Below are 23,944 nucleotides of genomic sequence, written 5' to 3'. Positions count from 1 at the left end.
TTCACTTGTGCGTGATCGGGCCATTCATTATGCTCGGCCCTGCTCAATGCAGGCCTTCCAATCAACGACATATCAAGCAGATAAATATTTTTTAAGCCTTGAACACCTGTGCCATACATAACGTGCAGGTGCGCTCGATGTATGCCTCAACCATTGAAAACAAACTTATTAATTGTCCATCGACCAGAATGCCGACCTTGAGTTCACACAGGGTCAGCGGGGTCATGCATCCATCCCTCTCTGGAGTCATATCAGCATGGAAAATAACGATCTGTCCCTCGTCGAAAAAAGATTGGTTGCCAGATTCCTGGACATGTTCATCAAATTTGGCCTTATTCTGGCGCTAGGCTCGTTCTGCTTCACCGTGTTCTCCCCCTTCATGAACATGATGCTGTGGGCCCTGATCCTGGCGGTCACCCTTTACCCCCTCCATCAGCGCTTTGCCGCCCGACTCGGGGGAAAACAGGGCCAGTCGTCCACCCTGCTGGTCCTGCTGGGCATCCTGCTCATCGTGGCCCCCACCGTTGCCATGCTCGGCTCCCTGGGAGACAGCGTCAGTGCCCTGATAGACAAGGTGGAGAACAACACTCTGGTGATTCCGGCGCCTTCCGCCGACATCGCCAGCATCCCGCTGATCGGTGCCAAGCTGCACGCCTTATGGACCAAGGCATCCGTGGATCTGCCGAGCCTCCTCATCAGCTACAAGCCGCAGCTCGGCGACATGGCCAAGCAGACTGTCACCATGCTCGCCAGCATGGGGGGCGGCCTGCTGGGCTTCGTCGCCTCTTTCATCGTGGCTGGCATCATCATGGCCTGGGGGGCGCCGGGTGCCATCAGCGCCGAGCGCATCGCCATGCGCATCACCGATGAGCGCAAGGGCCACGCCCTGACCAAGCTGTGCACCAGCACCATCCGGGCCGTGGCCATGGGGGTCATCGGGGTAGCCTTCATCCAGGCCCTGCTGGCCGGCGTCATCATGTCCCTCGCCGGGATCCCGGCGGTCGGCATCTTCTTCGTCCTGGCGCTGATCCTGGGCATCGCCCAGGTCCCCGTCATCCTGGTCACGGGACCGGCCATTGCCTTCATGTGGATGGCGGGGGATCACGGCACCCTGCTCAACGTCATCTACTCAGTGCTGCTGGTCGTGGCCGGCATGGCCGACAACGTGCTCAAACCGCTGCTGCTGGGGCGTGGCGTCGATGCGCCCATGCCGGTAGTGCTGCTGGGGGCCCTCGGCGGCATGGCCACCAATGGCATCCTCGGCATGTTCATCGGTGCCACCCTGCTCTCCATCGGCTATCGCATCTTCATGGCCTGGGTCAACGACGGTCTGGCCAACGCGGAAAAATAACCCCATGGCCGACGCACTTTCTCTCCTTCGCCCCCTGTTTGCAGGGGGCACCTGCCTGCTGCTCGGTGCCTGTACTCTGCTCGGGCCCGATTATCAGGCCCCCGGTGTCGAGGAGATGGCCAACTGGCACAGCGCCAGCGAGGGTCAGCAGGCGGTGACGGTGACCGACTACCGACGATGGTGGGACAACTTGCACGATCCCGTGCTGAGCGCCTTGGTGGAGGAGGCCTTCCTCAAGAATCCGGACGTGCGGATCGCCGGCCTGCGGATCCTCGAGGCCCAGGCCCAGCTTGGCATCGCCGAGAGCCTGCTCGGCCCCCAGGCGACGGTGGGAACGGCAGAATTCCTTCAGGCAGGTCAGACCCGAGGCGGCCACAGCAGCGCGGGCAGCAGCTACGGCGCCGGCTTCAACCTCGGCTGGGAACTCGACTTCTGGGGCAAGTTCCAGCGCGGAGTCGAGGCGGCGGATGCCAGCTATTTCTCGACCCTGGCCCAGTATGACGACATCCAGGTGTTGATGGCCGCCCAGGTGGCCCAGCTCTATGTGAGCATCCGTACCCTGGAGGCCAGGCTCCAGATCGCCCGGGAGAATGCCCGCATCCAGCGGCGCAGCCTGGAGATCACCGAGCGACTGTTCAAGAGCGGCAACAGCGCCGAGCTGGACGTGCAGCAAGCCAGGACCCAGTACCTGGGCACCCTGTCCGGCATTCCCCAGCTCGAGACCAGCCTGCGCCAAAGCCAGAACGCCCTCTCCACCCTGCTCGCCCGCGCCCCGGGTCCCCTGCCCGAGATGACCACCAACACCGGCAAGATCCCCCAGGGCGAGCTGGCCCTGGTCACCGAGATGCCCGCGGATCTGCTGCGCCGCCGTCCCGACGTGCGGGTGGCGGAGCGCCAGCTGGCCGCCCAGTCTGCCCTGATCGGGGTGGCCGAGAGCGAGCTCTACCCCTCCATCACCCTGCTCGGCACCCTGGGGGTCAACGCCACCAATGGCGAGAGCGGCACCTTCTCCTGGGCCGTCGGTCCTTCGCTGAGCTGGAACCTGCTGGATCAGGGACGGCTCGGCAACCAGATCCTGGTGCAGGACGCCCGCTTCCAGCAGCTGCACGAACGCTATCGCGACAGCGTGTTCAAGGCGGCCCGCGAGGTGGATGATGCGGCGGTGGCCTACGCCAACGGCCAGGAGGAAATCGCCCTGCTGACCCAGACCGGCGAGGCCGCCCGCCGCTCCCTCGAAATCGCCAACACCCAGTACCGCGAGGGGATGGCGGACTTCCAGCGGGTGCTCGACTCCCAGCGTGCTCTGTTCAACCAGCAGGAGCGCCTGGTCAACAGCCGCGGTGCCCGGATGCGCGACCTCATCACCCTCTACAAGGCACTGGGTGGCGGTTGGGAACAGGGGCGCGAACGTCCCCTGGTGACCCCCAAGGTGGAGGCTCAACTGCGCACGCGCGCCGACTGGGCCCCCCTGCTCGACGCAGCCCACTCCCCCATGACACAGAAGGCAAACTCCCATGACTGACACAGCCTCTCCCGGCCAGGCCAGCCGCGGCGCCACCCTCGGGCTGCTGGCCGCGATCCTCCTCCTGCTCATCTGGTATCTGCTGGCGGACAGGTTGACCCCCTACAGCTCCCAGGCCCGGGTGCAGGCCTTTGTGGTTCCCGTCGCCGCCGAGGTGTCCGGCCAGATCAAGCGGGTCTATGTCCACGACAATCAGGACGTGGAGGCCGGCACCCCCCTGTTCGAGATCGATCCCGAGCCCTATGACATCGCCCTGGCCAAGGCCAGATCCGACTACCAGACGGTGCTGAGCGGCGTCAAGGCGAACACCGAAGGGGTCAAGGCGGCCGAAGCCTCCCTGATGGCCATGCGCGCCGCCTATGACAACGCCGCCAAGGATGCGGAGCGCCAGGAGCGGCTCTATCGGGAAGATCCGGGGGCCATCTCGGTGCGTCGCCTGGAGGTGGCCCAGGCCAGCCGCGAGACCGCCAAGAGCCAGGTGGCGGCAGCCGAAGCCGACGTTCGCCGCGCCATCGAGGCCGCCGGGGCGAGCGGCGATGACAACTCCCAGCTGCTCAGTGCCCGCTCGGCGGTGCACAAGGCCGAGCTGGATCGCCAGAACACCCGCGTAGTGGCGCCGGGTCGGGGGCTCATCACCGACTTGAGCACGGATGCCGGCCAATTCATCGGGGCCGGCGCACCGGCCATGACCCTGATCGCCATCCACGACGTCTGGGTGTCGGCGGATCTGACGGAGAACAACCTCGGCAACATTCGGCCGGGAGACAGGGTCGCCATCCTGCTCGACAGCCTGCCCGGACAGCTGTTCAAGGGGGAGGTTCGCAGCGTCGGCTACGGGGTGAGCGATGGCAAGAGCCAGCCCGCCGGCGCCCTGCCCACGGTGGACAACAACCGCGACTGGCTGCGCCAGGCCCAGCGTTTCCCGGTCAAGGTCGCCTTCCAGAGCGACGACTTTCCGCCGGTCGAGGCGCTGCGGGTCGGCGGCCAGGCCGATGTGCTGGTCTACACCGGCGAGAGCGGGGTGATGCACTTCCTGGGAGCGCTCTATATCCGGCTGATGAGCCTCTTCTCCTTCCTCTATTGAGGCGCCAGATGCATAACGCCGACAGGGCTGTACTGCGCATTGGCACTGGCATCGGGCTCGCGACGGGGATCTGTTACGGCCTGGCGCTGCCCATGCCCCACCTCGGGGTCATCATGGCCTGGGTGGTGCTGTGCCGACCCGGAGAGGCCCTCGGCCTGAAGAAGGGGCTGGCAGGGGGGCTGTTGTTGCTGGGGATCATGACCGCCGGGGTGCTGCTGGTCCCCCTGCTGACCCACTATGCCCTGGCGGCCGTGCTGCTCGTCGCCCTGCTGCTCTACCTGCTGATGCAGCAGGCGATGGCCGGCAAGGGCGCCGCCGCCATGCTGCTGATCATGGCCATCACGGTGATCCCGGTGGCCGGTCTCATCGAGCAGTCCCTTGCCATCGCCCTTGCCCAGATGATGGGGCTGGGGATCCTGATAGGCACCCTGGTCAACCGCCTGGCCCACGCACTCTTCCCTCCCCTGCAGGTGGCGGGAGCGGCGGCAAGACCGGTGCCATTGCCCCCCGAACATCCCGAGCGGCTGGCGCTGCGCGCCGTCGCCATGGTGCTGCCGGTGTGGCTGCTGGCCCTCGGCAATCCGGCGTTCTACATTCCGGCGGTGATGAAGACGGTGACCCTGGCCCAGCAGAGTACCTCCCTCAACGCCAGACAGGCGGGCCAGGAGCTGGTGCTCTCGACCCTGGCGGGCGCCCTGCTGGCGTTCGCACTCTGGCTGGGGCTCAGCCTCTGGCCCTCGCTCCTGATGCTGGTGCTGATGCTGGCCCTGATGACCCTCTGGCTGGCGCGGCGCCTGGTGCGGCTGGTGGCGGGGCGTTTCCCGCCATCCTTCTGGAGCAACGCCTGGATCACGGCGCTCATCCTGTTTGGCCCGGCCATCGAGGACAGCGCCACCGGCAAGGATGTGTGGTTGGCGGCCGCCATGCGTTGCGGCCTCTATCTGGTGGTGGCCGGCTATGGCTGGCTCTGTATCTTGCTGCTCGAGCAGTGGTGGCCGGCCGGCCGCCCACTGGCAGAAGCCAAGCTAGGAGATTGATATGTTAACGATTTTTTTGGTCGGCATCCCGGTGATCCTGGTCAACATGCTGCTGCAATCCCTGGTATCCGTCTGGTGCATCCGTTTCTACGTCAAGCGATTCAATCGACGCGAGGGGGCCCTGGCCGGCATGCTGGCTTTGTTTGGCATCATCACCCTGGTGATGCTGGGCAACCTGGCCCAGATCGGCGTCTGGGGCGGGCTCTTCCTGTGGCTCGGGGAGTTCGATACCCTGCAGGAGGCCGTCTATCACTCCGGGGTCAACTTCGCCACTCTGGGCTATGGCGACATCGTCATGAGCCCGCAGTGGAAGCTGCTCGGCCCCCTGGAGGCAGTCAACGGTGCCCTGATGATAGGCCTCTCCGGCGCCTCCATGCTCGCGGTCTTGCAGCACCACATTCGCAAGCAGTTCGATGACGTGACCCCCTGACAGCGAGGGGCCACCTGCGGCAAACCCCTGCGGCAACAAAACGGGCCACTCTTTGGAGTGGCCCGTTTGCATACAGAGTGATCAATCGGGCCATGTCAGCCTGGAGGATCTACTCGGCGATCACCGTCTGCCAGGTCTTGAAACCGCCTGAGAGGTTCTTGACCCGAAAACCGTGCTGGCTCAGCAAGCGGCAGGCCACGTGACCCCGCAGTCCCACCTGGCAGCTGATGAGCAGCTCTTTATCCTTGGGCAGCTCATGGAGGCGGCCGCGCAGCTCGTCCAGGGGGATGTGCATCGCCCCCGGGATGCGCCCCAGCTTGTCGAGTTCGGGGGCGTTGCGCACATCCACCACCTGCTGATGGGGGTGGCGAGCCTGCACCTCGGCTGCGTGGCAGAGCAGGGTGTCCCCCTTCAGATGGTTGCTCGCCACGAACCCGGCCATGTTGATCACATCCTTGGCCGAGCCAAAGGGCGGCGCATAGGTGAGCTCCAGATCCTGCAGATCAAACACGGTGAGACCGGCGCGCTGGGCCACCGCCAGCACGTCGATGCGCTTGTCAATGCCATCCTTGCCGATGGCCTGGGCGCCGTAAATCTTGCCATCGGGAGCAAACAGCAGCTTGAGGCTGACCGGGTGGGCGCCGGGATAATAGCCGGCGTGGCTGCCCGGGTGGACATAGACCTTCTCGAACGGCAGCCCCAGCTGCACCAGCCGCTTCTCGTTCAGCCCCGTGCTCGCCACCGCCAGATCGAACAGCTTGCAGATGGCGGTCCCTTGCGTCTTCTTGTAGGTTTCGCTTCGCCCCAGCATGTTGTCGGCGGCGATGCGCCCCTGCCGGTTGGCGGGGCCCGCCAGCGGGATCAGCACGGACTCGCCGGTGACGAAGTCGGTCTCCTCCACCGCGTCCCCTACCGCGAAGATGCAGGGATCCGAGGTGCGCATGCCCGCATCCACCTTGATGCCGCCCCGCGGTCCCAGCACCAGCCCCGCCTTGGCGGCGAGCAGAGTCTCGGGCTTGACGCCGATGGCGAGGATCAGAAGGCCGGTGTCGAGATGAGAGCCGTCGCTCAGGGTCAGGCGCAGTCCACCCCGCTGGGCGGTCGCCACGGCGGCGGTCTTCTCGGCAGGCACCTCCAGGCTTTCGATGGCAGCGAGGCCGGTACGCAGGCGAAGATCGACCCCCTCCTCCCGGATGCGGGCGTGGAGCAGGTTGGCCATCTCCTTGTCCACCGGCGCCATCACCTGATCGGAGAGCTCCAGCAGGGTGACATCCAGCTTGCGCTGGTGCAGCGCCTCCATCATCTCCAGCCCGATGAAACCGCCCCCCACCACGGTGACGTGGCGGGGCTTGTCGTGCGCCAGCGCCGCCAGGATGCGATCCATGTCGGGAATGCTCCGCAGGGTGTGTACCCCCGGGCTGTCGATGCCGGGGAAGGGAGGCCGGATGGGGGCAGCGCCCGGGCTCAGCAGCAGCACGTCGTAGGCTTCGCGCCGCTCTTCGCCGGTGAGCAGGTTGCGCACCAGCAAGCTCTTGCCGGCCCTGTCTATCTCGATGACGTCGTGAAACACCCGCACATCCACGTTGAAACGGCGCTTGAAGCTTTGCGGTGTCTGCAGCAGCAGGGCATCCCGATCCGGGATATCCCCCCCGATGTGATAAGGCAGACCGCAGTTGGCGAAGCTCACGAACTCGCCCCGCTCGAACATCACGATCTCCGCCTCTTCGCTCAAACGGCGGGCACGGGCGGCGGCGGACGCCCCCCCGGCCACACCACCCACAATCAGGATCCGTTTCATCTGCAAGACTCCACTCAACAGGAAATGACCAATAAATTAGGCTTATCTAATTTAGAACTCAATGAAATTTTGTTTGCCACGGATTTGCAGTATTCTTGCCCTCCGACAATTGCTCAACAGGATAGTGTCAGTTCATGTCGTCTACCGCGCTCAGCCATCTTCCGACCGCCAGCCAGGCGCCCCTGTTTTTCCGCCTGGATACCCGTAGTCAACGGCTGGTCGCCCTGACCGATGTGATGCAGACGCCGCTCCACTGGCTCGACGAGCCCCGCAGTGCCTGGCCGGCCCAATTGCCGGACGCCCTGCGCCAGCCCATCGAGCAGCGTCTGGCCAGCGGCAAGGGGGGCAAGCTGGTGCTGCGCTTTGACGCCCTCCTCTGGCACATTTCCCTCTCCCACGAGCAGGACGCCTTCTGGCTCATCTGCCTGCAGACCCAGTCCCAGGAGAGCGCCGCCAGCCTGTCCCTGCAACTGCCGCGCCTGAGCCAGATGGCCAGCCAGCAGCAGTATGACGCCATGCTGGAGAGCCTCAAGGAGTGCCTGGGGGCCGATCGCCTGATCCTCTGGCACTACCAGGCCCATGGCGCTCTGGGCGGCGAGCAGCTGACCCCGGTGTTCACCCTGGGGGTGGACGCGCTCGGTGCTATTCGCGGAGACAGCCGCTACATCCGAGCCCTGCGCGCCCGGGGCGCCCTGAGTTTCTCGGAGGCGGCCCACCAGCCCATGTTGAGCCAGCACTACTACCTGGCCGATGCCAATGTCTGCTCCCGCCTGGACGGCGCCTTGCTGGAGCAGGAGAAGCTCATCGGCGTGCTCAGCCTGGAGTATGCCGAGAGCACCCTCATCAGCGATGACACCCTGCAACTGGTACGTCATTGCGCCCGCTTGCTCGGCCACTGGCAGCCGGACCCCGTGGCGACCGACGCCCCGGACCTCGCGCCCCCACCCGGGCTTGCCAACCTGACCGGCAACGATTACTGCCGCGCCCTGCTGCGCTGGGCCATGGGCCTGAGCGGTGCCCACATGGGCTGGATCGGCGAGTTTCAGCCTCGCGGCCAGGATCTCTGGCTCATTCCCCGCTGCGTGGTGGAGGGGGAGACCTTCGCCGTCGTCAAACCCATGCCCATGGACATCGGCCCGGGCCGGGAGATCTTCCAGCACGGACAGAGCCTCTACGTGGAAGATCTGGCCCTGCGCTATCCCCAGTCCAGCCAGCTGCTGGCCCTCGACGCCAAGGCCTATGTCGGCATCCCCTTCCCGGGGCCAAACGGTCTCCCCCTGGGGCAGCTCACCCTGCTGCTCGCCACCCCTCTGGCCGATCCCGCGTCCCTGCTGGACGTCCTCTACGAACAGCGCGAGCGGGCCGCCAGCGAGTTGCAACGCCTGGCCAATGACGATGCCCTGCGCCTGGCCGAAGTGGCCTTCAACACCCATGACGGCCTGCTGGTGATGGATCACGGGGGCATCATCCTCAAGGTCAATGCCTCCTTCAGCCGCATCACCGGCTTTGCCAGCGAGGAGATGCTGGGCCTGCACATCGATGCCCTGAGGCCCACCTACTATGGCGACACCCTCAAGGAGGAGGTGATCGCGGCGGTCAACCGGCAGGGATACTGGCTCGGGGAGGAAAAATGCCTGCACAGGGAGGGACACCTCTTCCCGGTGCGGCTCATGGTGAGCGGGGTCAAGGACGAGGAGGAGGAGATCAGCCACTTCGTCTGCAGCTTCCACGACATCACCCAGGAGAAGGAGACCGCCCGCCACATCGAGCGCCTCGCCTACTACGACGACCTGTGCGATCTCTACAACAGGCGGAGCCTGACCGACATCATGCAGCGCACCTTGCAGGCCCCGAGTGGCCAGTGGGGGGCCCTGCTGCTGCTGGATCTGGACAACTTCAAATCCATCAACGACTCCCTCGGTCACGCCTGCGGCGATCTGCTGCTCCAGGCCGTGGTGGTGCGACTCAAGTCCCTGCCCCAGGAGAACCTGGTGCTCGCCCGCACCTCGGGTGACGAATTTGCCCTGCTCTTCACGGCACTGGGCCAGGGCTATATCACCGCCAAGATCCTGGCGGAGCACTTTGCCCGGGAGCTGATGGGGATCTTCCGTGCCCCCTTCGACATCGGCGATCACAAGCTGCACTGCAGCGCCTCCGTGGGGATCAGCCTGTTCAGCGATGACGACAAGGATCACCTTGTCCTGATGCAGCAGGCCGATACCGCCGTCCACATGGCCAAGCGCGCGGGCCAGGGCAACCATATCTTCTTCAGTGAAGCCATGGCGGAAAAAGAGAAGAGCAAGCTTTCTCTCAACAACCAGCTGCGCGATGCCCTGCGCAACAACGAGCTGGTGCTGCACTACCAGCCCCAATACCGGGTCGACAACGGCACGCTCTCGGGCATAGAGGCGCTGCTGCGCTGGCAGAAGGCCGACGGCACCATGGTGCCACCCGGGGAGTTCATCCCCATCGCCGAGGAGACCACCCTGATCCAGGAGATAGGCTACTGGGTGATGAAGACCGCCTGCGCCCAGTACAGCTTCTGGCTCAACAACGGTCTCGCCATCCCCCATCTGTCGGTCAACGTCAGCGCCCGCCAGTTCCACACCGCCGGTTTCGTGCAGCAGGTGGAGTACATTCTGCGGGACACCGGGGTGCCCCCGTCGCGCCTGCTGCTGGAGATCACCGAGTCCGTGGTGCTGGAAAACCGGCTGGAGAGTATCGCCAGGATCCGCCAGCTCAAGGCCCTCGGCCTGCTCATCTCCATCGACGACTTCGGCACGGGCTACTCGTCCCTGGCCTATCTGCGGGATCTGCCCGCCGACGAGGTAAAGCTCGACAGAAGCTTCATCCAGACCCTGGTCCACAGCGAACAGGACAAGGCCATCGTCAAGGCCATCCTGGATCTCGCCCGGGTGTTTCGCTTCACCGTCACCGCGGAAGGAGTGGAGGAAGAGGAGCAGCTCGCCGTGCTCAAGGCCCTGGGATGCCAGCATTATCAAGGCTTCCTCACCAGCCGGCCGCTCCCCGTCAAGGCACTGGAGAGCCTGCTGGGTGCCACCCCTGCGGGCTAAACTGGTAGGATTTATAGGGCTTTCTGTCATAAAATAACGACCGCTCGAACCTTGTCCGCACCATTGGAGTCGTCTATGTCAGTCATTAACCGGATCCCCGCCGTTGAATCCAAGGGACCTGCCACCCCCGGCACGCAGCGGATCCCGACCGTTGAAGCCAGCGACACCGGCACTACCGACATCATTGGCCGGATCCACTCCGTCGAGACCTGCGGGACCGTCGACGGCCCCGGCATCCGCTTCATCGTGTTCATGCAGGGCTGCCTGATGCGCTGCAAGTATTGTCACAACCGGGACACCTGGGACACCCAGGGCGGCCGCGAGGTCACCGTGCCCGAGCTGATGAAGGATCTCACCAGCTATCGCCACTTCATGAATGCCTCCGGCGGTGGCGTGACCGCCTCCGGCGGCGAGGCCATGCTGCAGCAGGAGTTCATCGCCGAACTGTTCACCGCCTGCAAGGCCCAGGGGATCCACACCTGCCTCGACACCAACGGTTTCGTGCGTCACTACGACGAACTGCTCGACCGGGTGCTGGACAACACCGATCTGGTGCTGCTCGACATCAAGCAGATCAACGACGAGAAGCACATTCCCCTCACCCACGTCAGCAACAAATACACCCTGGAGTTCGCCCGCTACCTGGCCTCCCGCGGTCAGACTATGTGGATCCGCTACGTGGTGGTACCCACCTGGTCCGACGATGACGAGAGCGCAGAAGGACTCGGCCAGTTCATCGCCGAGCTGGGGGACTGCGTCGAGAAGGTGGAGCTGCTGCCCTACCACGAACTTGGCAAGCACAAGTGGGACGTGCTGGGAGATACCTATGATCTGGTCGGCATCAAGCCCCCCAGCAAGGAGACCATGGACAGGGTCCAGGGCATCCTTGGCAAGTATCACCCCAACGTGAAGTATTGAGACAGGAGGCCGCCCGGCAGAGGGCGGCCTCTTTTCATTGCGCCGGCATTCGCCACGGCGCCATCACCGACAGCCGCATCCGGGGGAACCGCTCATGAGTGAAGGACAAGTCGCTGCCCTCCTGCTCTGGCTGGTGCTGCTCGCCTTCAGTCTGAACGCCTCCCTGCTGCGCACCCTTGGCGCCCACCCGCTCTATCAGCATCTTTGCCTCGGCGGCGCCATCGTGCTGGTACCGCTGTGGACCTTGCGGGCCGGGTTGCACGAGGGGCTCGAGATCCACTTTCTCGGCCTCACCAGCCTGACCCTGTTGCTGGGCTGGCGCCTCGCCCTGCTCGCCCCCTGCCTCACCCTGCTGCTCCTCGCTTACTTCGGGGTCATCCCCCTGGCCGACATCGGCTGGCAGGCCCTCATCGGCGTCGCCCTGCCGGTGGCCACCAGCTGGCTGCTGTTTCTGGGGAGCTGGGCCTGGCTGCCTCGCCACCTCTTCGTCTACCTGTTCGTGGCGGCATTTCTCGGGGGGGCGCTGAGCATCTCGGCCAAGGTGCTCGCCAGCGCCCTGCTGATGGGGGTGAGCGGCACCTACTCCTGGCACACCATCAGCGCCGACTACCTCTCCATCTGGCCGCTGCTGCTCTTCCCCGAGGCGCTCCTCAACGGCATGACCATGACCCTGCTCGCCGTCTATCGCCCCCACTGGGTCAACACTTTCTTCGACAGGGAGTACCTGGGGCGCTGAGCCTGCCCATGGTCCATAAAAAAAAGCCCGCAGTTGCGGGCTTTTTCTCTGCTGGCAGTCAGACGCTGCGCGGGCGCAGGTGGGCATGCCAGCGGGCTTCCCACTTCTTGAACAACCAGACGATGACGAAGGTGAGCAGCATGTAGAGCAAACCTGCGGTCAGGAACGCCTCGAACGGGCTGTAGTAGCGGGAGTTGATGATCCGCGCCGCGCCCGTCAGATCGACGATGGTGATGATGCCCGCCACCGCCGACCCCTGCAGCATGAAGATCACCTCGTTGCTGTAGGCCGGCAGCGCACGGCGAAACGAGTTGGGCAGGATGATGCGGGTGAGGGTCTGCCAGCGGGTCATGCCGAAGGCGCTTGCCGCTTCTATCTGCCCCTTGGGCATGTTCATCACGGCGCCACGCACTATCTCGGCGGTGTAGGCGCCGGTGTTGAGAGTGAACGCCAGCAAGGCACAGAACCAGGCTTCCGAGAAGAGGGACCAGGCCGCACTGTTCTTGAGCCACTCCCACTGGGCGGCACCGTAGTAGATGATGAAGAGCTGCACCAGAAGCGGGGTGCCACGGAAGAAGTAGATATAGGCCCAGATTGGCCCCTTTATCAACCAGTTGCGGCTGTTGCGCAGTATGCCCATGGGCACCGCCAGCATGAGCCCCAGCATGAGCGAGGCGGCCACCAGCCAGATGGTGGTATAGAGCCCCTCCCAGTAGGTGGGCCACTCCTTGAGAATGATCGAGAAATCCATGGCTTACCTCGTCTTGATGGCGTAGTGACGCTCGGCCCACTTGAGCGCCGAGGTAGAGACTGCGGTGAAGACCAGGAAGATCAGCGCCACCGCCATGTAGAAGGTGAAAGGCTGCTGGGTCGAGCCCGCCGCGAGCGACGCCTTTCGCACCATGTCATCGAGCCCGATGATGGAGACCAGGGCCGTGGTTTTCAGCAGCACCAGCCAGTTGTTGCCAAACCCGGGCAGGGCGTGGCGCATCATCTGGGGAAAGAGGATCCGCACAAAGACCTGGCTTGCCCGCATGCCGAAGGCACGGGCCGCCTCGAGCTCCCCCTTGTCCACCGCCAGGATGGCGCCGCGGAAGGTCTCGGTCATGTAGGCGCCGAAGATGAAGCCGATGGTGGCGACCCCGGCCGCAAACGGGCTGATGTCGATGTAATCGGGCAGCAAGGAGACCCACTCCTGGTTCGGGTTGCTCGCCAGCAGGTGGTTGTTGTAGGCCTCGTTGACCCAGGTGCAGATCCCGTTGATGAGCACCTGGCCGCCGAAGAAGAGCAGCATCATCAGCACCAGATCCGGGATGCCGCGAATGACGGTGGTGTAGGCCGCCGCGATGCCGCGTGCCCACTTGTAGGGAGAGAGCTTGGCCAGGGCCCCCAGCATGCCGAGCACCAGGGCCAGCAGCAGGGAGGCGAGCGCCACCTCCAGGGTGATCCAGGCCCCCTCCAGCAGAGAGGTTTCGTATCCTTTCAAATCAAACATATGCAATGCAGCTCCATCGCAATCGGGCCCGTCACTCCCAGCGGAAGGCAACGGGCCCGATGACTACTGACGGGATCAACCTGTCGTTGTTCGCCTGACGTCGGCTTACTCGCCGTACACGTCGAAGTCGAAGTACTTGTCGTTGATTTCCTTGTACTTGCCATTGGCACGCAGGGCCAGGATGGCGGCATTGAATTTCTCTTTCAGATCCTTGTCAGCCTTGCGCACCGCGATGCCGGCACCCTCGCCAAACCACTTGGGATCGGTCAGTTTCGGGCCGATGAACTCGAAGGCATCGCCCCCTTCCTTCTTCAGCAGGCCGTCGCTGATGGCGGCGGAGTCGGCCATCACGTAGTCGACACGGCCGGATTTCAGATCGAGGTAGGCTTCATCCGCAGTGCCGTAGCGCTTGATGGTGGCATTGGGGAAGTTGTCGGTGATGTAGGTATCCATGGAGGTGGCACGCTGCACGGCGATGGTCTTGCCGTCCATGAAGGCCTTGTCGAGCTGGATCTCGGTCCCTTTCTTGGCGGCGAAGCGCGCCGGGATGTGCTGGTACTTCTGGGTGAAGTCCACCTTCTTCTTGCGCTCTTCGGTGATGTCCATGGTGGCGATGATGGCGTCATACTTGCGCGACAGCAGCGCCGGAATGATGCCGTCCCAGTCCTGCTTGATCAGGGTGCACTTCACCTTCATCTCGTCGCACAGGGCGTTGGCGATGTCGATGTCGAAGCCTTTCACCTCGCCGCTCGGCTCGGTCCAGGAGAAGGGGGGATAGGCCCCTTCCACCCCGATCCGCACCTCTTTCCACTCTTTGGCCATCAGGCTACCGGAACACAGGGCCGTCATCACGGCAGTCGCCAGCATCAGCTTGTTCATGTATCTCTCCTTGATAAACACGTCGATCGTTGAAAGTACGGATGGTTGAAATTGAATCCCGTCCATCAATAGATGGACGAGATGAATTGCTTGAATCGCTCCGACTTGGGATGGGCAAAGATCTCCTTGGGATTGCCCTCCTCCTCCACGCGCCCCTGGTGCAGGAACATCACCTTGTTCGACACATCGCGGGCAAAGGACATCTCGTGGGTCACCACCATCATGGTACGCCCCTCTTCCGCCAGCTCGCGCATCAGGCCAAGGACCTCCCCCACCAGTTCAGGGTCGAGGGCCGAGGTAGGCTCGTCAAACAGCATCACCTCGGGCTCCACCGCCAGCGCCCGGGCGATGGCGGCCCGCTGCTGCTGGCCGCCGGAGAGGTGACCGGGATAATAGTCGCGACGCTCCCACAGCCCCACCCGGTTGAGCAGGTGCTCCGCCTTGGCGATGGCCTCGGCACGGGGCACCTTGAGCACCTGGATGGGCACTTCGATGATGTTCTGCATGATGGTCATGTGGGACCAGAGATTGAAGCTTTGAAACACCATGGCCAACCGACTGCGGATGCGCTCCACCTGGCGCATGTCTTCCGGCAGGCGTTCGCCGGAACGGCTGGTTTTCATCCGGATCAGCTCCCCATGGAGGGAGACGCTGCCCGATGAGGGGGTTTCAAGCAGATTGATACAGCGTAGAAAGGTCGACTTCCCCGAACCCGAGGAGCCGATGAGGGAGATCACATCCCCCTTGTGGGCCGTCATATCGATGCCCTTGAGCACTTCGTGGGTGCCAAAATACTTGTGCAGATCACGAACTTCCAGTGCGGCAACGTCGCTCATCCATTACAACCTTGTCTGTCCCTAGACGCCGCTTCGGCGTGACTCCACCATCGTCCATTTAACAAAACGTTAACCGATGGCAACCTTCAGCGAAAATATCATTGAGGTAGTGAAAAAACAATACAGAACCGAGGTATTTGGTGTTTTATCTGTATTTTAATTGGCCTATTGAGTATTTTTCAGCACTTTGTCTGCATAAAATCCATTTTTTGTCGCACCTTCCCTACCGCTCTTTTATACCCGCAGCGCACTGGTAGCAAGCACATTTCACCATATCCGCCAGATGTCACCCCAAAGGACTTTATTCACCCGGGCAGATTCCCCTTCTCTCGTCATTTCATGGGGATGAAATTGATTTCTCAGGTGATGTGGCCCTCTTTCCCCGTTTGCGTACAGAGCCGACTGTCATCAAAAAACACAACAATATGATAAAAAAGTCCCGTATGGGCCATGCTGATGCACAGATCCGTGACACAGGTGCAACAAGTCGTGATAAGGTGCCGTTTTTCCACGTTTTGTGATCGAGGCCCCGATGTTGCTCAATGTGTTGCTGATCCTGCTGCCGCTCGTGATCGGCTATCTGGTTCCCCTCTCTTCCGCCCGTCTGATCAAGCTGGTCAACCAGTCCCTGGGCAAGATGGTCTACCTCATCCTGTTCCTGATGGGTCTGGGGCTGGCCTATGTGGAGAACCTGGGCAGCAACCTGGCAGTGATCTTCAAGGTGGCAGGGGTGATGCTCGCAGCCATTACCCTCTGCAACCTGCTGGCCCTGTGGTGGCTGGACAAGCGCAGCCCCCCCACCCACGAGGCCAGTGACGGCAAGATGCCGAGCAAGCTGCACCTGTTATGGGAATCCCTCCAGCTCTGTTTCGTGGTGCTGGGGGGCGTCTTGCTGGGGCTGGTAGTGGACTTGCGCGCCCTGCCCATCGACAAGTTGAGCGAGTGGGCCCTGATGCTGCTGCTCTTGCTCATCGGCATCCAGATGCGCAACTCCGGCATGCGCCTGCGCCAGATCCTGCTCAATCCCTGGGGCATGAAGATCGCGCTCACCGTCATCCTCAGCAGCTGGCTCGGCAGCCTGCTGGCCGCCCAGCTGCTCGGCATGCCCTTTGCCCATGGCCTCGCGATGAGCTCCAGTTTTGGCTGGTATTCGCTCTCCGGCATCCTGGTAGCGGACAAGCTGGGCCCGGTGCTGGGGTCCGCCGCCTTCATCAACGATCTGGGGCGCGAGCTTATCGCCATCCTCATCATCCCGGTGCTGATGCGCCGCCACCCCAGCGCCGCCATCGGCTACGGCGGCGCCACGGCGCTGGACTTCACCCTGCCTGTCATCCAGAAATCCGGCGGCATCCAGGTGGTGCCGGTGGCCATCGTCTCCGGCTTTATCCTGAGCCTGCTCGGCCCCATTCTGATCCTGGGGTTCCTGGCCATCTGAACCCCATGGCACGACAAAGCCCGGCACTGCTGCCGGGCTTTTTTTGATGAACTGAGCGGGCTGGATGACAGACGCCGGTATTCAGGTGCGCCACCGCCCCCCACTCATCACCCGCTCGATGGTGAACGTATCAGGATCGATCAGCAGCAGATCCGCATCCTGCCCCACCCCCAGGGTACCCTTGCTCGCAAGCCCCAGCGCCCTGGCCGGATTGGCCGTCACTACCGCCAGTGCCGTCTCCAGTGCCACCCCCTTGCCGCAGGCCGCCACCACCTCCTGCCACAGGCTCCCTATCTGGCCACAGCGCAGCTCGATGAGCCGCCCCTCGCCGTCAAAGCGCGGCAGACTGGCGTTGGCGTCCGAGCTGAAGCTGATGCGATCCACGGGCACGCCGGCCGCCAGCAACGCCACCAGGGCGTCGGCCGCGAGCCGCTCCCCGTCATCCAGCAGATCCGGGAAGCTCGACGTGGTGAGGTCGACCCAGCCGCCTGCCCGACCCCACTCGATGGCCTCGGCAAAGAGCCAGGGATTGCGGTTGCAGTGGGTGGGGTAGAGCTGGCGTTGCGGGATGTCGGTGCCGTCTCGCAACGCCCGCAGGGGCGCCAGCGCCCCGCGGCCATCCCCCAGGTGAAAGAAGCTGACGCCACTTTTGCCCGACAACAGCCCGGCCACCCGTGCCTCGCTCGCCAGCCGCGCCAGCTCGTCGTGGGTGGGGGCGCTGGACCTGTGATCGCTGATGGCCACCTCCCCCACCCCCAGCACCTCGGGGATCAGCATGATGTCCGACTCCACCGTGCCGGTGAGGGTCTTGACCGGCAGGTGGTAGGAGCCGGTGTACATGAAGGCGCTCACCCCGGCGGCGCGAAACTCGCGCACCTTCCCCAGCACCTGGGCCGGGCTGCGGGTCAGGCTGTCGGTGCCGAGCGCCGCCACGAGCGTGGTAACCCCCGCCGCCAGAGCTTCCCTTGCCGAGAGCTCCGGCGTGCGAAAGCCGAAGCCTCCCTCGCCTCCCCCTCCCGTGATATGGGCGAGCGGGTCTACCAGTCCGGGCACCAGATAGCGGCCGCCAGCGTCCACCCGCGTCAGTGGCCAGTCGGCCGGAACCGTCAGCCCCTTGCCCATCCAGGCGATGCGGCCATCCGTCACCAGCAGATCCTGCTGGCCGAGCGGGGCCGGACTATGGATCTGCGCACCCTCGATCAGGGTCAACATGGGGTCTCTCCTTGCTGCATGAAAAAGGAGGGAGCAGGCTCCCTCCGACTGTTACCCATCAACCGCCATAGATATCGTACTTGAAGTACTTCCGGTTGATCTCCTGATACTTGCCGCTGGCGCGCAGGGCCTTGATGGCGTCGTTCAGCCTGGCCCTGAGATCCGGATCCCCCTTGCGCACCGCGATCCCCATGCCGTCGCCAAACCATTGACGGTCGGTCAGGGCCGGCCCCACATAGTCGTACTTGTCGCCCCCTTCCTTGCCAAGCAACCCCTGTTCGATGGCCGAGGCGTCGGCCAGCAGGGCCAGCACCCGTCCCGCCTTCAGGTCGAGGTAGGCTTCATCGGCACTGCCGTAACGCACTATGGTGACGCTGGAGCCGAAGTTGTCGGTCAGGTACTTGTCGTGGGTGGTGGCCCGCTGCACGCCGATGCGCTTGCCCGCCATCCCTTCCGGCGTCAGCGTCAGTTCGGTGCCCCTGGCCGCCACGAAGCGGTTGGGAATGTGAGCATATTTCTCGGTGAAGTCGACCTTCTTGCGCCGCTCGTCGGTGATCGACATGGCAGCGATGATGGCGTCGTACTTGCGCGACAGCAGGGCCGGGATCATGCCGTCCCAATCCTGGGCCACCAGTTCGCACCTGACGGCCATCTGCTGGCACAGGGCGTTGGCAAGATCGATGTCAAATCCCTTGATCTCTCCGGACGCATCGGTCCATGAGAAGGGTGGATAGGCCCCCTCCACCCCAAAGCGTACCGTCTTCCACTCCTTGGCGGTGACGGGGGTGGCGAGCAGACAGGCAGCAACAAGGGCTGACAGGGTCAGTGTGGTCTTCATCGTGAGTACTCCATTACATAAAAAGCGCACAGGCGCGGTCAAGGCATCGCAGGCAGAGGCAAGCGATGGCCAACAAACGGCAAATTGCAGATGAGCGGGATTACGCCGCCATGGGCGTCAATGAACTGCTCCGGGGCCTCGACCTATTCGTCGAACCACTCGGAGAGATAGAAAGGCTTGAAATAGAAGGCCAGAAAAAAGCCTCTGGCTTTGCGCATCATGGTGATTTGTCGCGTCCTGTGACAAAGATGGCAAGCACCTTACCACGCCTCAAATTTGCCCGGCAAGGGGACTTGGGGATGAAACATCCTGCCCATGGTCAATCCGGCCACGATTCGTTAGGCTCGGATCACCCGTTCACGCCCAGGCACGCGAGCCCCATCCCATGAATTTTCTCGCCCACCTCCATCTGGCGGCCCATACCGGCAGCTCCCTCACCGGCAACCTGCTGGGGGACTTCATCAAGGGCCCGCTGCCGACGGGTCTGGCTGACCACTTCGACGAGGGGATCTGGCTGCACCGCAAGATAGACGCCTTCACCGATGCCCACCCGGCCCATCGGGCCGCCGTGGCGAGCTTCGCCCCCCCCTGGCGCCGCTTCGGCGGCATTGTGGTGGACATGCTCTACGATCACTGGCTCAGCCAGCACTGGCAGAGGTTCAGCGCAGCCCCCCTGCCCCACTTTCTGGCGCAGAGCTATGGTCAACTTCTCCTGGATCATCACAGCCTGCCACAGGGCCTGCCGATGGCCCTGCGGCGCATGGCCGAGCAGGACTGGCTGGCCTCCTACCAGTACCGGGAAGGGGTGGGGGCGGCCCTCAACGGCATCGGTCGTCGGCTGCGCCGCCCCGTGCCGCTCGGGGAGGCGCTCCACGCCCTGGATCAGGCTCGCTGGACCGAGGCCGAGCACGCCTTCCTGCACTTCTACCCGGAGCTGATGCGCTTTTGCGAGGCGCAGATCGCCGCCCACCGCACTGCCACCTCATCCCCGCCATAAAAAACGCCCCGAGCGGGGCGTTGTCATCGGGGGAACGCTCAGGCCTTGGGGCTGGCCGGCAGGAAGCGAAACGCCTTGGCCGGGACGAATTTCTCCGCCGTCTCCCCCGCATAGAGCTGCTGCTCGGTCAGGGGCAACTTGCGCACCGGGGCCCCCGCGGCGAGATCCAGCTTGTCCATGCTCACCCAGAAGGTGTTGGGCAGATGGGTCAGCTCGAAGAAATAGCGGCGATGCTGCTGATCCGCCACGCTGCGCCACAGGGTGGTGGAGATGTTGGGCTGATCCGGTGTGCTGATCCCCATGGGTACCGAGACGTTGCGCATCACGCTCATCACCCCGGCCACCGCCTCGTTGGCCTGGTCGGTCTTTGGCAGGGTCTTGATGTAGAAGGAGGCGCGGGCAAAACGGTCCGCCGAGCGGTTGGTGCCGGGCAGCATGGTGAGACCGCCAATCTCCTCCCAGTAGTCGTTGAGGGCCAGTTGCTTGTCAAAGGTCGGCGAGTTGGTCATCACCTGATAGCTACGGTCGTGGTAGATCTGCAGCTTGCCCCCCACGTACTGGAAGATGGCGGAATCGCCGCTCGCATCGGAGAGGGAGAGGTGCAGCTGGCCCGGCTTGCCATCCGGGGTCAGGGTGGTCACCACATAGAACTCGTCCTTCGACAGGGCCTCGACCGCCTCGGCCACGGTGGCGAAGTTGTCCAGCGCGTACTGGGCCCAGAGCGAGATGGAGAGAGTCTTGCGCGGATCCTTGTCGCTCGGGGTCACATACTCGGACTCGGTCAGATAGAGCAGGTTGGCCACCAGCCCCTTCTCGTTCATGCCGTCGGCAGTGCCTGCATCGAAGCCTGCCGCCACCACGGAGCCGTAGCGCGACGTCCACGTCATGGAGTGCGCACCAGCCTCCCCTTCCCGCGCGATGCCACGGGGCAGCGCCCAGAGATTGGTCGGCATGGCGCTGCGCCAGTCCATGGTACGACCGGTCACCACCAGCGCTCCCTCCCCCTGATAGACGGCGCGGGTACAGGCATCGGCGAGGGAGCTGACGGAGAGGGAGACGGTCAGGGCCAGCAGGGTCTTGTGCAACAGGGGGGAACGCAGGATTGTCATATGGATCACTCGAGACTGGTGAAAACACAAGCATACCCCTTTTTGCATAACAGGGGCTGACTGAGGCTGGCAAGCCAGGTGGCAGATCTGTCAACAGAGGCGCTTCCCTGCCAATCAGCGATCAATATTCATAAATTAATCAAAGAGATAAGCAAGCCACTTCGGGGCGATACCGCCAGATGCCATTCGCTGGCTTGCGTCGGTTTCAGACACATTCCCTGCCCGCCAGCAGGCGGACAGGGAGGCGCTCAATCTTTCTTCTTGCGGATACTCAGCCCCAGCTCGCGGCCGCGCAGGCGGGCGTAATAGATGGTGCCCACAAACGCCAGGGTGGTGAGCACCAGCTCCACCACCGCCAGCCACCGCTCCCCCTCATCCGTGGTGATCAGGGTCAGAGCGTGCAGGAAGTAGGGCATCAGCACGAAATTGCCCCAGGCGTGGGTGTAGGGATTGCCCTGCACTATGCCCTTGAGGGGGAAGAGCAGCGGCACCGTCCAGATCACCGGCAACAGCCAGGGATTGAGGTCGGGGTGGGGCGAGAGCCAGAGGTGCCAGAGCAGCACCCAGGCCAGCAGGCCGAAAAAACCGGCCAGGGTCAGCAGGCGAGCGAAGCGGGTGCTCACTTGAGGATCTCCAGCACCTGCTCGGGCGGACGACCGATGCGGGCCTGCCCGTTCTTGATGACGATGGGGCGCTCGATGAGCTTGGGGTGCTGGTGCATGGCACGAATGAGGTCATCGCCGCTCACCTCGCCGAGCCCCAGCTCCTTGTAGAGATCTTCCTTGGTACGCATCAGCTGTCGGGGATCCGTGAAGCCAAGCTGACTCAGGAGGGTGCGGATCTGTGCCTCACTCGGGGCCTGCTCCAGATAGAGCACCACCTCGGGGGCGACCCCGTGCTGTTCCAGCAAGGCCAGGGTTTCACGGCTCTTGGAGCAGCGCGGATTGTGGTAGATTTGGGTCTCGCTCATGATAACTCCCTGATTAATCGCAAGATGGGACAAGAAATGGCGCTATTGTAGGGGAAACGGATGGTCAGGGTAAGCGGGAAGGCTATGGAAATGAAACGGATCTGTTGGCTGATTGTGGCAACCCTGCTGGGGGCCTGCAGCCCGGCACCCGACTTCACCGACGGCGCGGGAAAGAAGGTCAGCCTCGCGGATCTCGGTGGCAAGCCGCTGCTGGTCAACTACTTCGCCCCCTGGTGCGCCCCCTGCCTGCGGGAGATGCCCCTGCTGGCAACATTGCACCAGGAAGGTCAGATCCGGGTGATCGCCATCAACTATGACCCCGCCTCCCCCGCCGAACTGACCGAGCTGGCAAGGCGCCACGCCATCAGGGTTCCCCTGATGATCCCGGATGACGACGCCCGCCTCCCGTTCCCAAGGCCCGGGGCGCTGCCCACCAGCTATCTGCTTGATGCCAGGGGAACGCTGCTGGAGACCCTGGTGGGGGAGCTGGACGAGCAGAAGATAGGCGAGATAAAACACCGCCTGGTGAGCGCCCCATAGCAGAGCCATCCATCACATTCATTTCTTCATCATCAAGATGCGTTGAAACCGATGAAAGGCCCTATTTTAGCCTGCAAAACAAGGCGGGGTGCCCCCAAAGGAGCACCCCGCCTGCCATCAACCCGCTCCGGACTCAGCCCTTGAGGCTGTCCAGATCCTTCTTGGCCCGCTCCAGCTGGGTGATGCGCGCCTCGATGCGGGCCAGGGTCAGCTTGTCGCTGGTGGTGCCCCGGGCCACGATCAGTTCGTCGATGGCCGCCTGGTAGTCCCCGCGCAGGGAAAGGGTCTCCGCCCGTGCCATGTGCAGGTCCGTCATTCTGCCCGCCTTGCGGTAGGCGTCCGACAGCAGGCTCCAGGCCAGGCTGTTCTCGTCGTGCTCCCGGGCATAAGGGTCCAGTATGGCGATGGACTTCTTGTAGTTGCCCCCCTCCAGATAGGCGTTGCCGAGGTTCACCACCACCACCTCGTTGTCCGGCATCCGGGTGCGGAAGCGCTCCAGTCTGGCGATGGCCTGGGCGCTGCGCCCCTTGGCGAGATCGATGTCGGTCAGGGCATCCACCACGAAGAGATCCTCCGGGTGACGGGTCGCCAGCTCCTGCATCAGGGTATCGGCCTCGTCGGTGCGCTTGAGCTGCAACAGGGCCAGCGCCTTGCCATAGATGGCGGCATCCTTGAGGGGGTAATCTCCCTTCTGCAGGCGGCTGTCGAAGTAGGTGAGCAGCGCCTGGGGCGTCTCGGTGCCATAGCGCACCTGGATGCGTACCTTGGCCAGCCAGAAGTCCAGGCTCGGCGGCAGGGCGCGCGCGCCATAGCTCCCGGCCCGGGCACGGGCTTCGCTGATCCGGGTCTCCGGCAGGGGGTGAGTCAGCAGCATCTCCGGCGGCTTGCTGGCATAGCGGTACTCCGCCGCCAGCTTCTGGAAGAAGTTGGCCATGCCCATGGGATCGAACCCGGCGTCATACAGCGTCTTCATGCCGATGCGATCCGCCTCGTATTCGTTGTCCCGGGTGTAGTTGATGGCCGACTGCATCGACAAACCAAGCGTGGTCTGCAAGGCCGCGATGCCGGCGGTGGGGTTGATCACCGCGAGTGCAATGGAGCCCACCAGGCCGGCCAGGGTCATGGCGGAGCTGCTCGCCTGTGCCTCCATATAACGGGCGATGTGACGCTGGGTCACGTGGGTGATTTCGTGGGCCAGTACCGAGGCCAGCTCGCTCTCGCTCTCGGCGTAGAGGAAGAGGCCGGTGTGCACCTTGACCCGGCCACCGAGGAAGGCCGCCGCGTTGATGCTGGGATCATTGATGAGGAAGAAGGTGAACGGGAAGCGCACCCCGTCGGCATTGGTCAGCAGCCGCTGGCCCAGATCGTCGATGTATTCGTTGAGCACGGGGTCATCGATGATGGGCAGGCCCGCCCGGGCAAAACGCATGAAGGCGTTGCCGTAGCGCACCTCCTGCTCGATGGGCAGTGCGGCGACCCCGGCGGTACCGATGTCGGGCAACTGGTTGCTCCCCTGGGCGTGGAAGGTCGCCCCCATCAGGGTGACCAACAGGGGAAGCGATGCTATCAGGGGGGAAAAACGTGCCACGTTATCTCTATCTCCAATCAGACCCCAGCGGGCATCGGCAGAATACCCTTGCCATTCAAGGCCCACAAGCGTTGTTTCATCCTCTCATCACGGCC

The 23,944-nt window shown here is 63.7% G+C and carries 24 protein-coding genes; 12 read left to right on the top strand and 12 right to left on the bottom strand.

Annotation, left to right across the window (positions count from 1 at the left end; all coding sequences use genetic code 11):
• Positions 1-91: 91 nt before the first annotated feature.
• Positions 92-226, bottom strand: a complete 135-nt coding sequence (locus tag ACVDHI_RS04090) for a hypothetical protein (protein WP_010674281.1) — start codon at positions 224-226, stop codon at positions 92-94.
• A gap of 87 nt (positions 227-313) precedes the next feature.
• Here ACVDHI_RS04090 and ACVDHI_RS04085 point away from each other — a divergent pair, with 87 nt between their 5' ends.
• From ACVDHI_RS04085 to ACVDHI_RS04065, 5 genes are read left to right on the top strand one after another with little or no spacing between them, the layout of a single operon-like run.
• A complete protein-coding gene (locus ACVDHI_RS04085) occupies positions 314-1,351 on the top strand; it encodes an AI-2E family transporter (RefSeq protein ID WP_227656144.1) in 1,038 nt (345 codons plus the stop codon).
• A gap of 4 nt (positions 1,352-1,355) precedes the next feature.
• Positions 1,356-2,873, top strand: coding sequence for an efflux transporter outer membrane subunit (locus tag ACVDHI_RS04080; protein ID WP_447211724.1), 1,518 nt, complete (start codon positions 1,356-1,358; stop codon positions 2,871-2,873).
• Entirely contained in the window at positions 2,866-3,957 is a 1,092-nt protein-coding gene (locus tag ACVDHI_RS04075; protein ID WP_319892969.1) for an HlyD family secretion protein, read from the top strand. Before ACVDHI_RS04080 ends, ACVDHI_RS04075 begins: the two co-directional genes overlap by 8 nt.
• A gap of 8 nt (positions 3,958-3,965) precedes the next feature.
• Positions 3,966-4,994 carry a hypothetical protein gene (locus tag ACVDHI_RS04070; protein ID WP_279986507.1) on the top strand — a complete coding sequence of 343 codons (1,029 nt, stop codon included), beginning with the start codon at positions 3,966-3,968 and terminating at the stop codon, positions 4,992-4,994.
• Position 4,995: 1 nt separating this feature from the next.
• Positions 4,996-5,424, top strand: coding sequence for an ion channel (locus ACVDHI_RS04065; RefSeq protein ID WP_042015948.1), 429 nt, complete (start codon positions 4,996-4,998; stop codon positions 5,422-5,424).
• Between the two features lie 109 nt (positions 5,425-5,533).
• Here ACVDHI_RS04065 and ACVDHI_RS04060 read toward each other — a convergent pair whose 3' ends face one another.
• A complete protein-coding gene (locus ACVDHI_RS04060; protein ID WP_324037803.1) occupies positions 5,534-7,222 on the bottom strand; it encodes an FAD-dependent oxidoreductase in 1,689 nt (562 codons plus the stop codon).
• A gap of 134 nt (positions 7,223-7,356) precedes the next feature.
• On the opposite strand from ACVDHI_RS04060, the gene ACVDHI_RS04055 reads away from it, so the two are divergent.
• The 3 genes from ACVDHI_RS04055 to ACVDHI_RS04045 all read left to right on the top strand — a co-directional run bounded on the left by ACVDHI_RS04055 (position 7,357) and on the right by ACVDHI_RS04045 (position 11,950).
• A complete protein-coding gene (locus ACVDHI_RS04055; RefSeq protein WP_301481965.1) occupies positions 7,357-10,296 on the top strand; it encodes a sensor domain-containing phosphodiesterase in 2,940 nt (979 codons plus the stop codon).
• 75 nt (positions 10,297-10,371) lie between these two features.
• On the top strand, positions 10,372-11,214 hold the full coding sequence (pflA, locus tag ACVDHI_RS04050) for a pyruvate formate lyase 1-activating protein (RefSeq protein ID WP_081332104.1): 843 nt from the start codon (positions 10,372-10,374) through the stop codon (positions 11,212-11,214).
• Between the two features lie 94 nt (positions 11,215-11,308).
• Positions 11,309-11,950, top strand: coding sequence for an energy-coupling factor ABC transporter permease (locus ACVDHI_RS04045; RefSeq protein ID WP_053288556.1), 642 nt, complete (start codon positions 11,309-11,311; stop codon positions 11,948-11,950).
• A 58-nt stretch (positions 11,951-12,008) separates the two neighbouring features.
• On the opposite strand, the gene ACVDHI_RS04040 is transcribed toward ACVDHI_RS04045, so the two are convergent.
• The 4 genes from ACVDHI_RS04040 to ACVDHI_RS04025 all read right to left on the bottom strand — a co-directional run bounded on the left by ACVDHI_RS04040 (position 12,009) and on the right by ACVDHI_RS04025 (position 15,160).
• Complete coding sequence (locus tag ACVDHI_RS04040) at positions 12,009-12,701, bottom strand: ABC transporter permease (RefSeq protein ID WP_010674270.1); 693 nt, start codon at positions 12,699-12,701, stop codon at positions 12,009-12,011.
• Positions 12,702-12,704: 3 nt separating this feature from the next.
• Positions 12,705-13,445: an ABC transporter permease gene (locus ACVDHI_RS04035; RefSeq protein ID WP_010674269.1), complete on the bottom strand. Its 741-nt coding sequence runs from the start codon at positions 13,443-13,445 to the stop codon at positions 12,705-12,707.
• A 105-nt stretch (positions 13,446-13,550) separates the two neighbouring features.
• Positions 13,551-14,324, bottom strand: a complete 774-nt coding sequence (locus ACVDHI_RS04030; protein WP_041212797.1) for an ABC transporter substrate-binding protein — start codon at positions 14,322-14,324, stop codon at positions 13,551-13,553.
• 65 nt (positions 14,325-14,389) lie between these two features.
• Positions 14,390-15,160, bottom strand: a complete 771-nt coding sequence (locus tag ACVDHI_RS04025) for an ABC transporter ATP-binding protein (protein ID WP_010674267.1) — start codon at positions 15,158-15,160, stop codon at positions 14,390-14,392.
• Between the two features lie 532 nt (positions 15,161-15,692).
• Here ACVDHI_RS04025 and ACVDHI_RS04020 point away from each other — a divergent pair.
• Complete coding sequence (locus tag ACVDHI_RS04020; protein ID WP_041215456.1) at positions 15,693-16,595, top strand: lysine exporter LysO family protein; 903 nt, start codon at positions 15,693-15,695, stop codon at positions 16,593-16,595.
• Between the two features lie 81 nt (positions 16,596-16,676).
• Here the strand turns inward: ACVDHI_RS04020 and iadA are convergent, their stop codons facing one another.
• Positions 16,677-17,807 (bottom strand): beta-aspartyl-peptidase, encoded by a 1,131-nt coding sequence (gene iadA / locus ACVDHI_RS04015; protein ID WP_447211723.1) that lies wholly within the window; start codon positions 17,805-17,807, stop codon positions 16,677-16,679.
• Between the two features lie 58 nt (positions 17,808-17,865).
• Entirely contained in the window at positions 17,866-18,645 is a 780-nt protein-coding gene (locus ACVDHI_RS04010) for an ABC transporter substrate-binding protein (protein ID WP_447211722.1), read from the bottom strand.
• Positions 18,646-18,710: 65 nt separating this feature from the next.
• Between ACVDHI_RS04010 and ACVDHI_RS04005 the strand changes: the two genes are divergently transcribed.
• Together ACVDHI_RS04005 and ACVDHI_RS04000 are read left to right on the top strand one after the other, a co-directional pair.
• Positions 18,711-19,034 (top strand): hypothetical protein, encoded by a 324-nt coding sequence (locus ACVDHI_RS04005; RefSeq protein WP_042015941.1) that lies wholly within the window; start codon positions 18,711-18,713, stop codon positions 19,032-19,034.
• A complete protein-coding gene (locus tag ACVDHI_RS04000) occupies positions 19,031-19,642 on the top strand; it encodes an acyl carrier protein phosphodiesterase (protein ID WP_042015939.1) in 612 nt (203 codons plus the stop codon). Before ACVDHI_RS04005 ends, ACVDHI_RS04000 begins: the two co-directional genes overlap by 4 nt.
• Before the next feature lie 38 nt (positions 19,643-19,680).
• Here the strand turns inward: ACVDHI_RS04000 and ACVDHI_RS03995 are convergent, their stop codons facing one another.
• The 3 genes from ACVDHI_RS03995 to arsC all read right to left on the bottom strand — a co-directional run bounded on the left by ACVDHI_RS03995 (position 19,681) and on the right by arsC (position 21,721).
• Positions 19,681-20,751: a linear amide C-N hydrolase gene (locus ACVDHI_RS03995; protein ID WP_104452739.1), complete on the bottom strand. Its 1,071-nt coding sequence runs from the start codon at positions 20,749-20,751 to the stop codon at positions 19,681-19,683.
• Positions 20,752-20,999: 248 nt separating this feature from the next.
• Positions 21,000-21,374 (bottom strand): DUF2069 domain-containing protein, encoded by a 375-nt coding sequence (locus ACVDHI_RS03990; protein WP_113070448.1) that lies wholly within the window; start codon positions 21,372-21,374, stop codon positions 21,000-21,002.
• Complete coding sequence (gene arsC, locus ACVDHI_RS03985; protein WP_010674260.1) at positions 21,371-21,721, bottom strand: arsenate reductase (glutaredoxin); 351 nt, start codon at positions 21,719-21,721, stop codon at positions 21,371-21,373. Before arsC ends, ACVDHI_RS03990 begins: the two co-directional genes overlap by 4 nt.
• A gap of 60 nt (positions 21,722-21,781) precedes the next feature.
• Here arsC and ACVDHI_RS03980 point away from each other — a divergent pair, with 60 nt between their 5' ends.
• Positions 21,782-22,261 (top strand): TlpA family protein disulfide reductase, encoded by a 480-nt coding sequence (locus ACVDHI_RS03980; protein ID WP_139700978.1) that lies wholly within the window; start codon positions 21,782-21,784, stop codon positions 22,259-22,261.
• 133 nt (positions 22,262-22,394) lie between these two features.
• Here ACVDHI_RS03980 and bepA read toward each other — a convergent pair whose 3' ends face one another.
• A complete protein-coding gene (gene bepA, locus ACVDHI_RS03975) occupies positions 22,395-23,849 on the bottom strand; it encodes a beta-barrel assembly-enhancing protease (RefSeq protein ID WP_223918331.1) in 1,455 nt (484 codons plus the stop codon).
• Between the last annotated feature and the right edge of the window lie 95 nt (positions 23,850-23,944).

It is taken from the genome of Aeromonas sp. 25-248, assembly GCF_053005425.1.
This window is presented reverse-complemented; position numbering and strand designations above follow the sequence as displayed.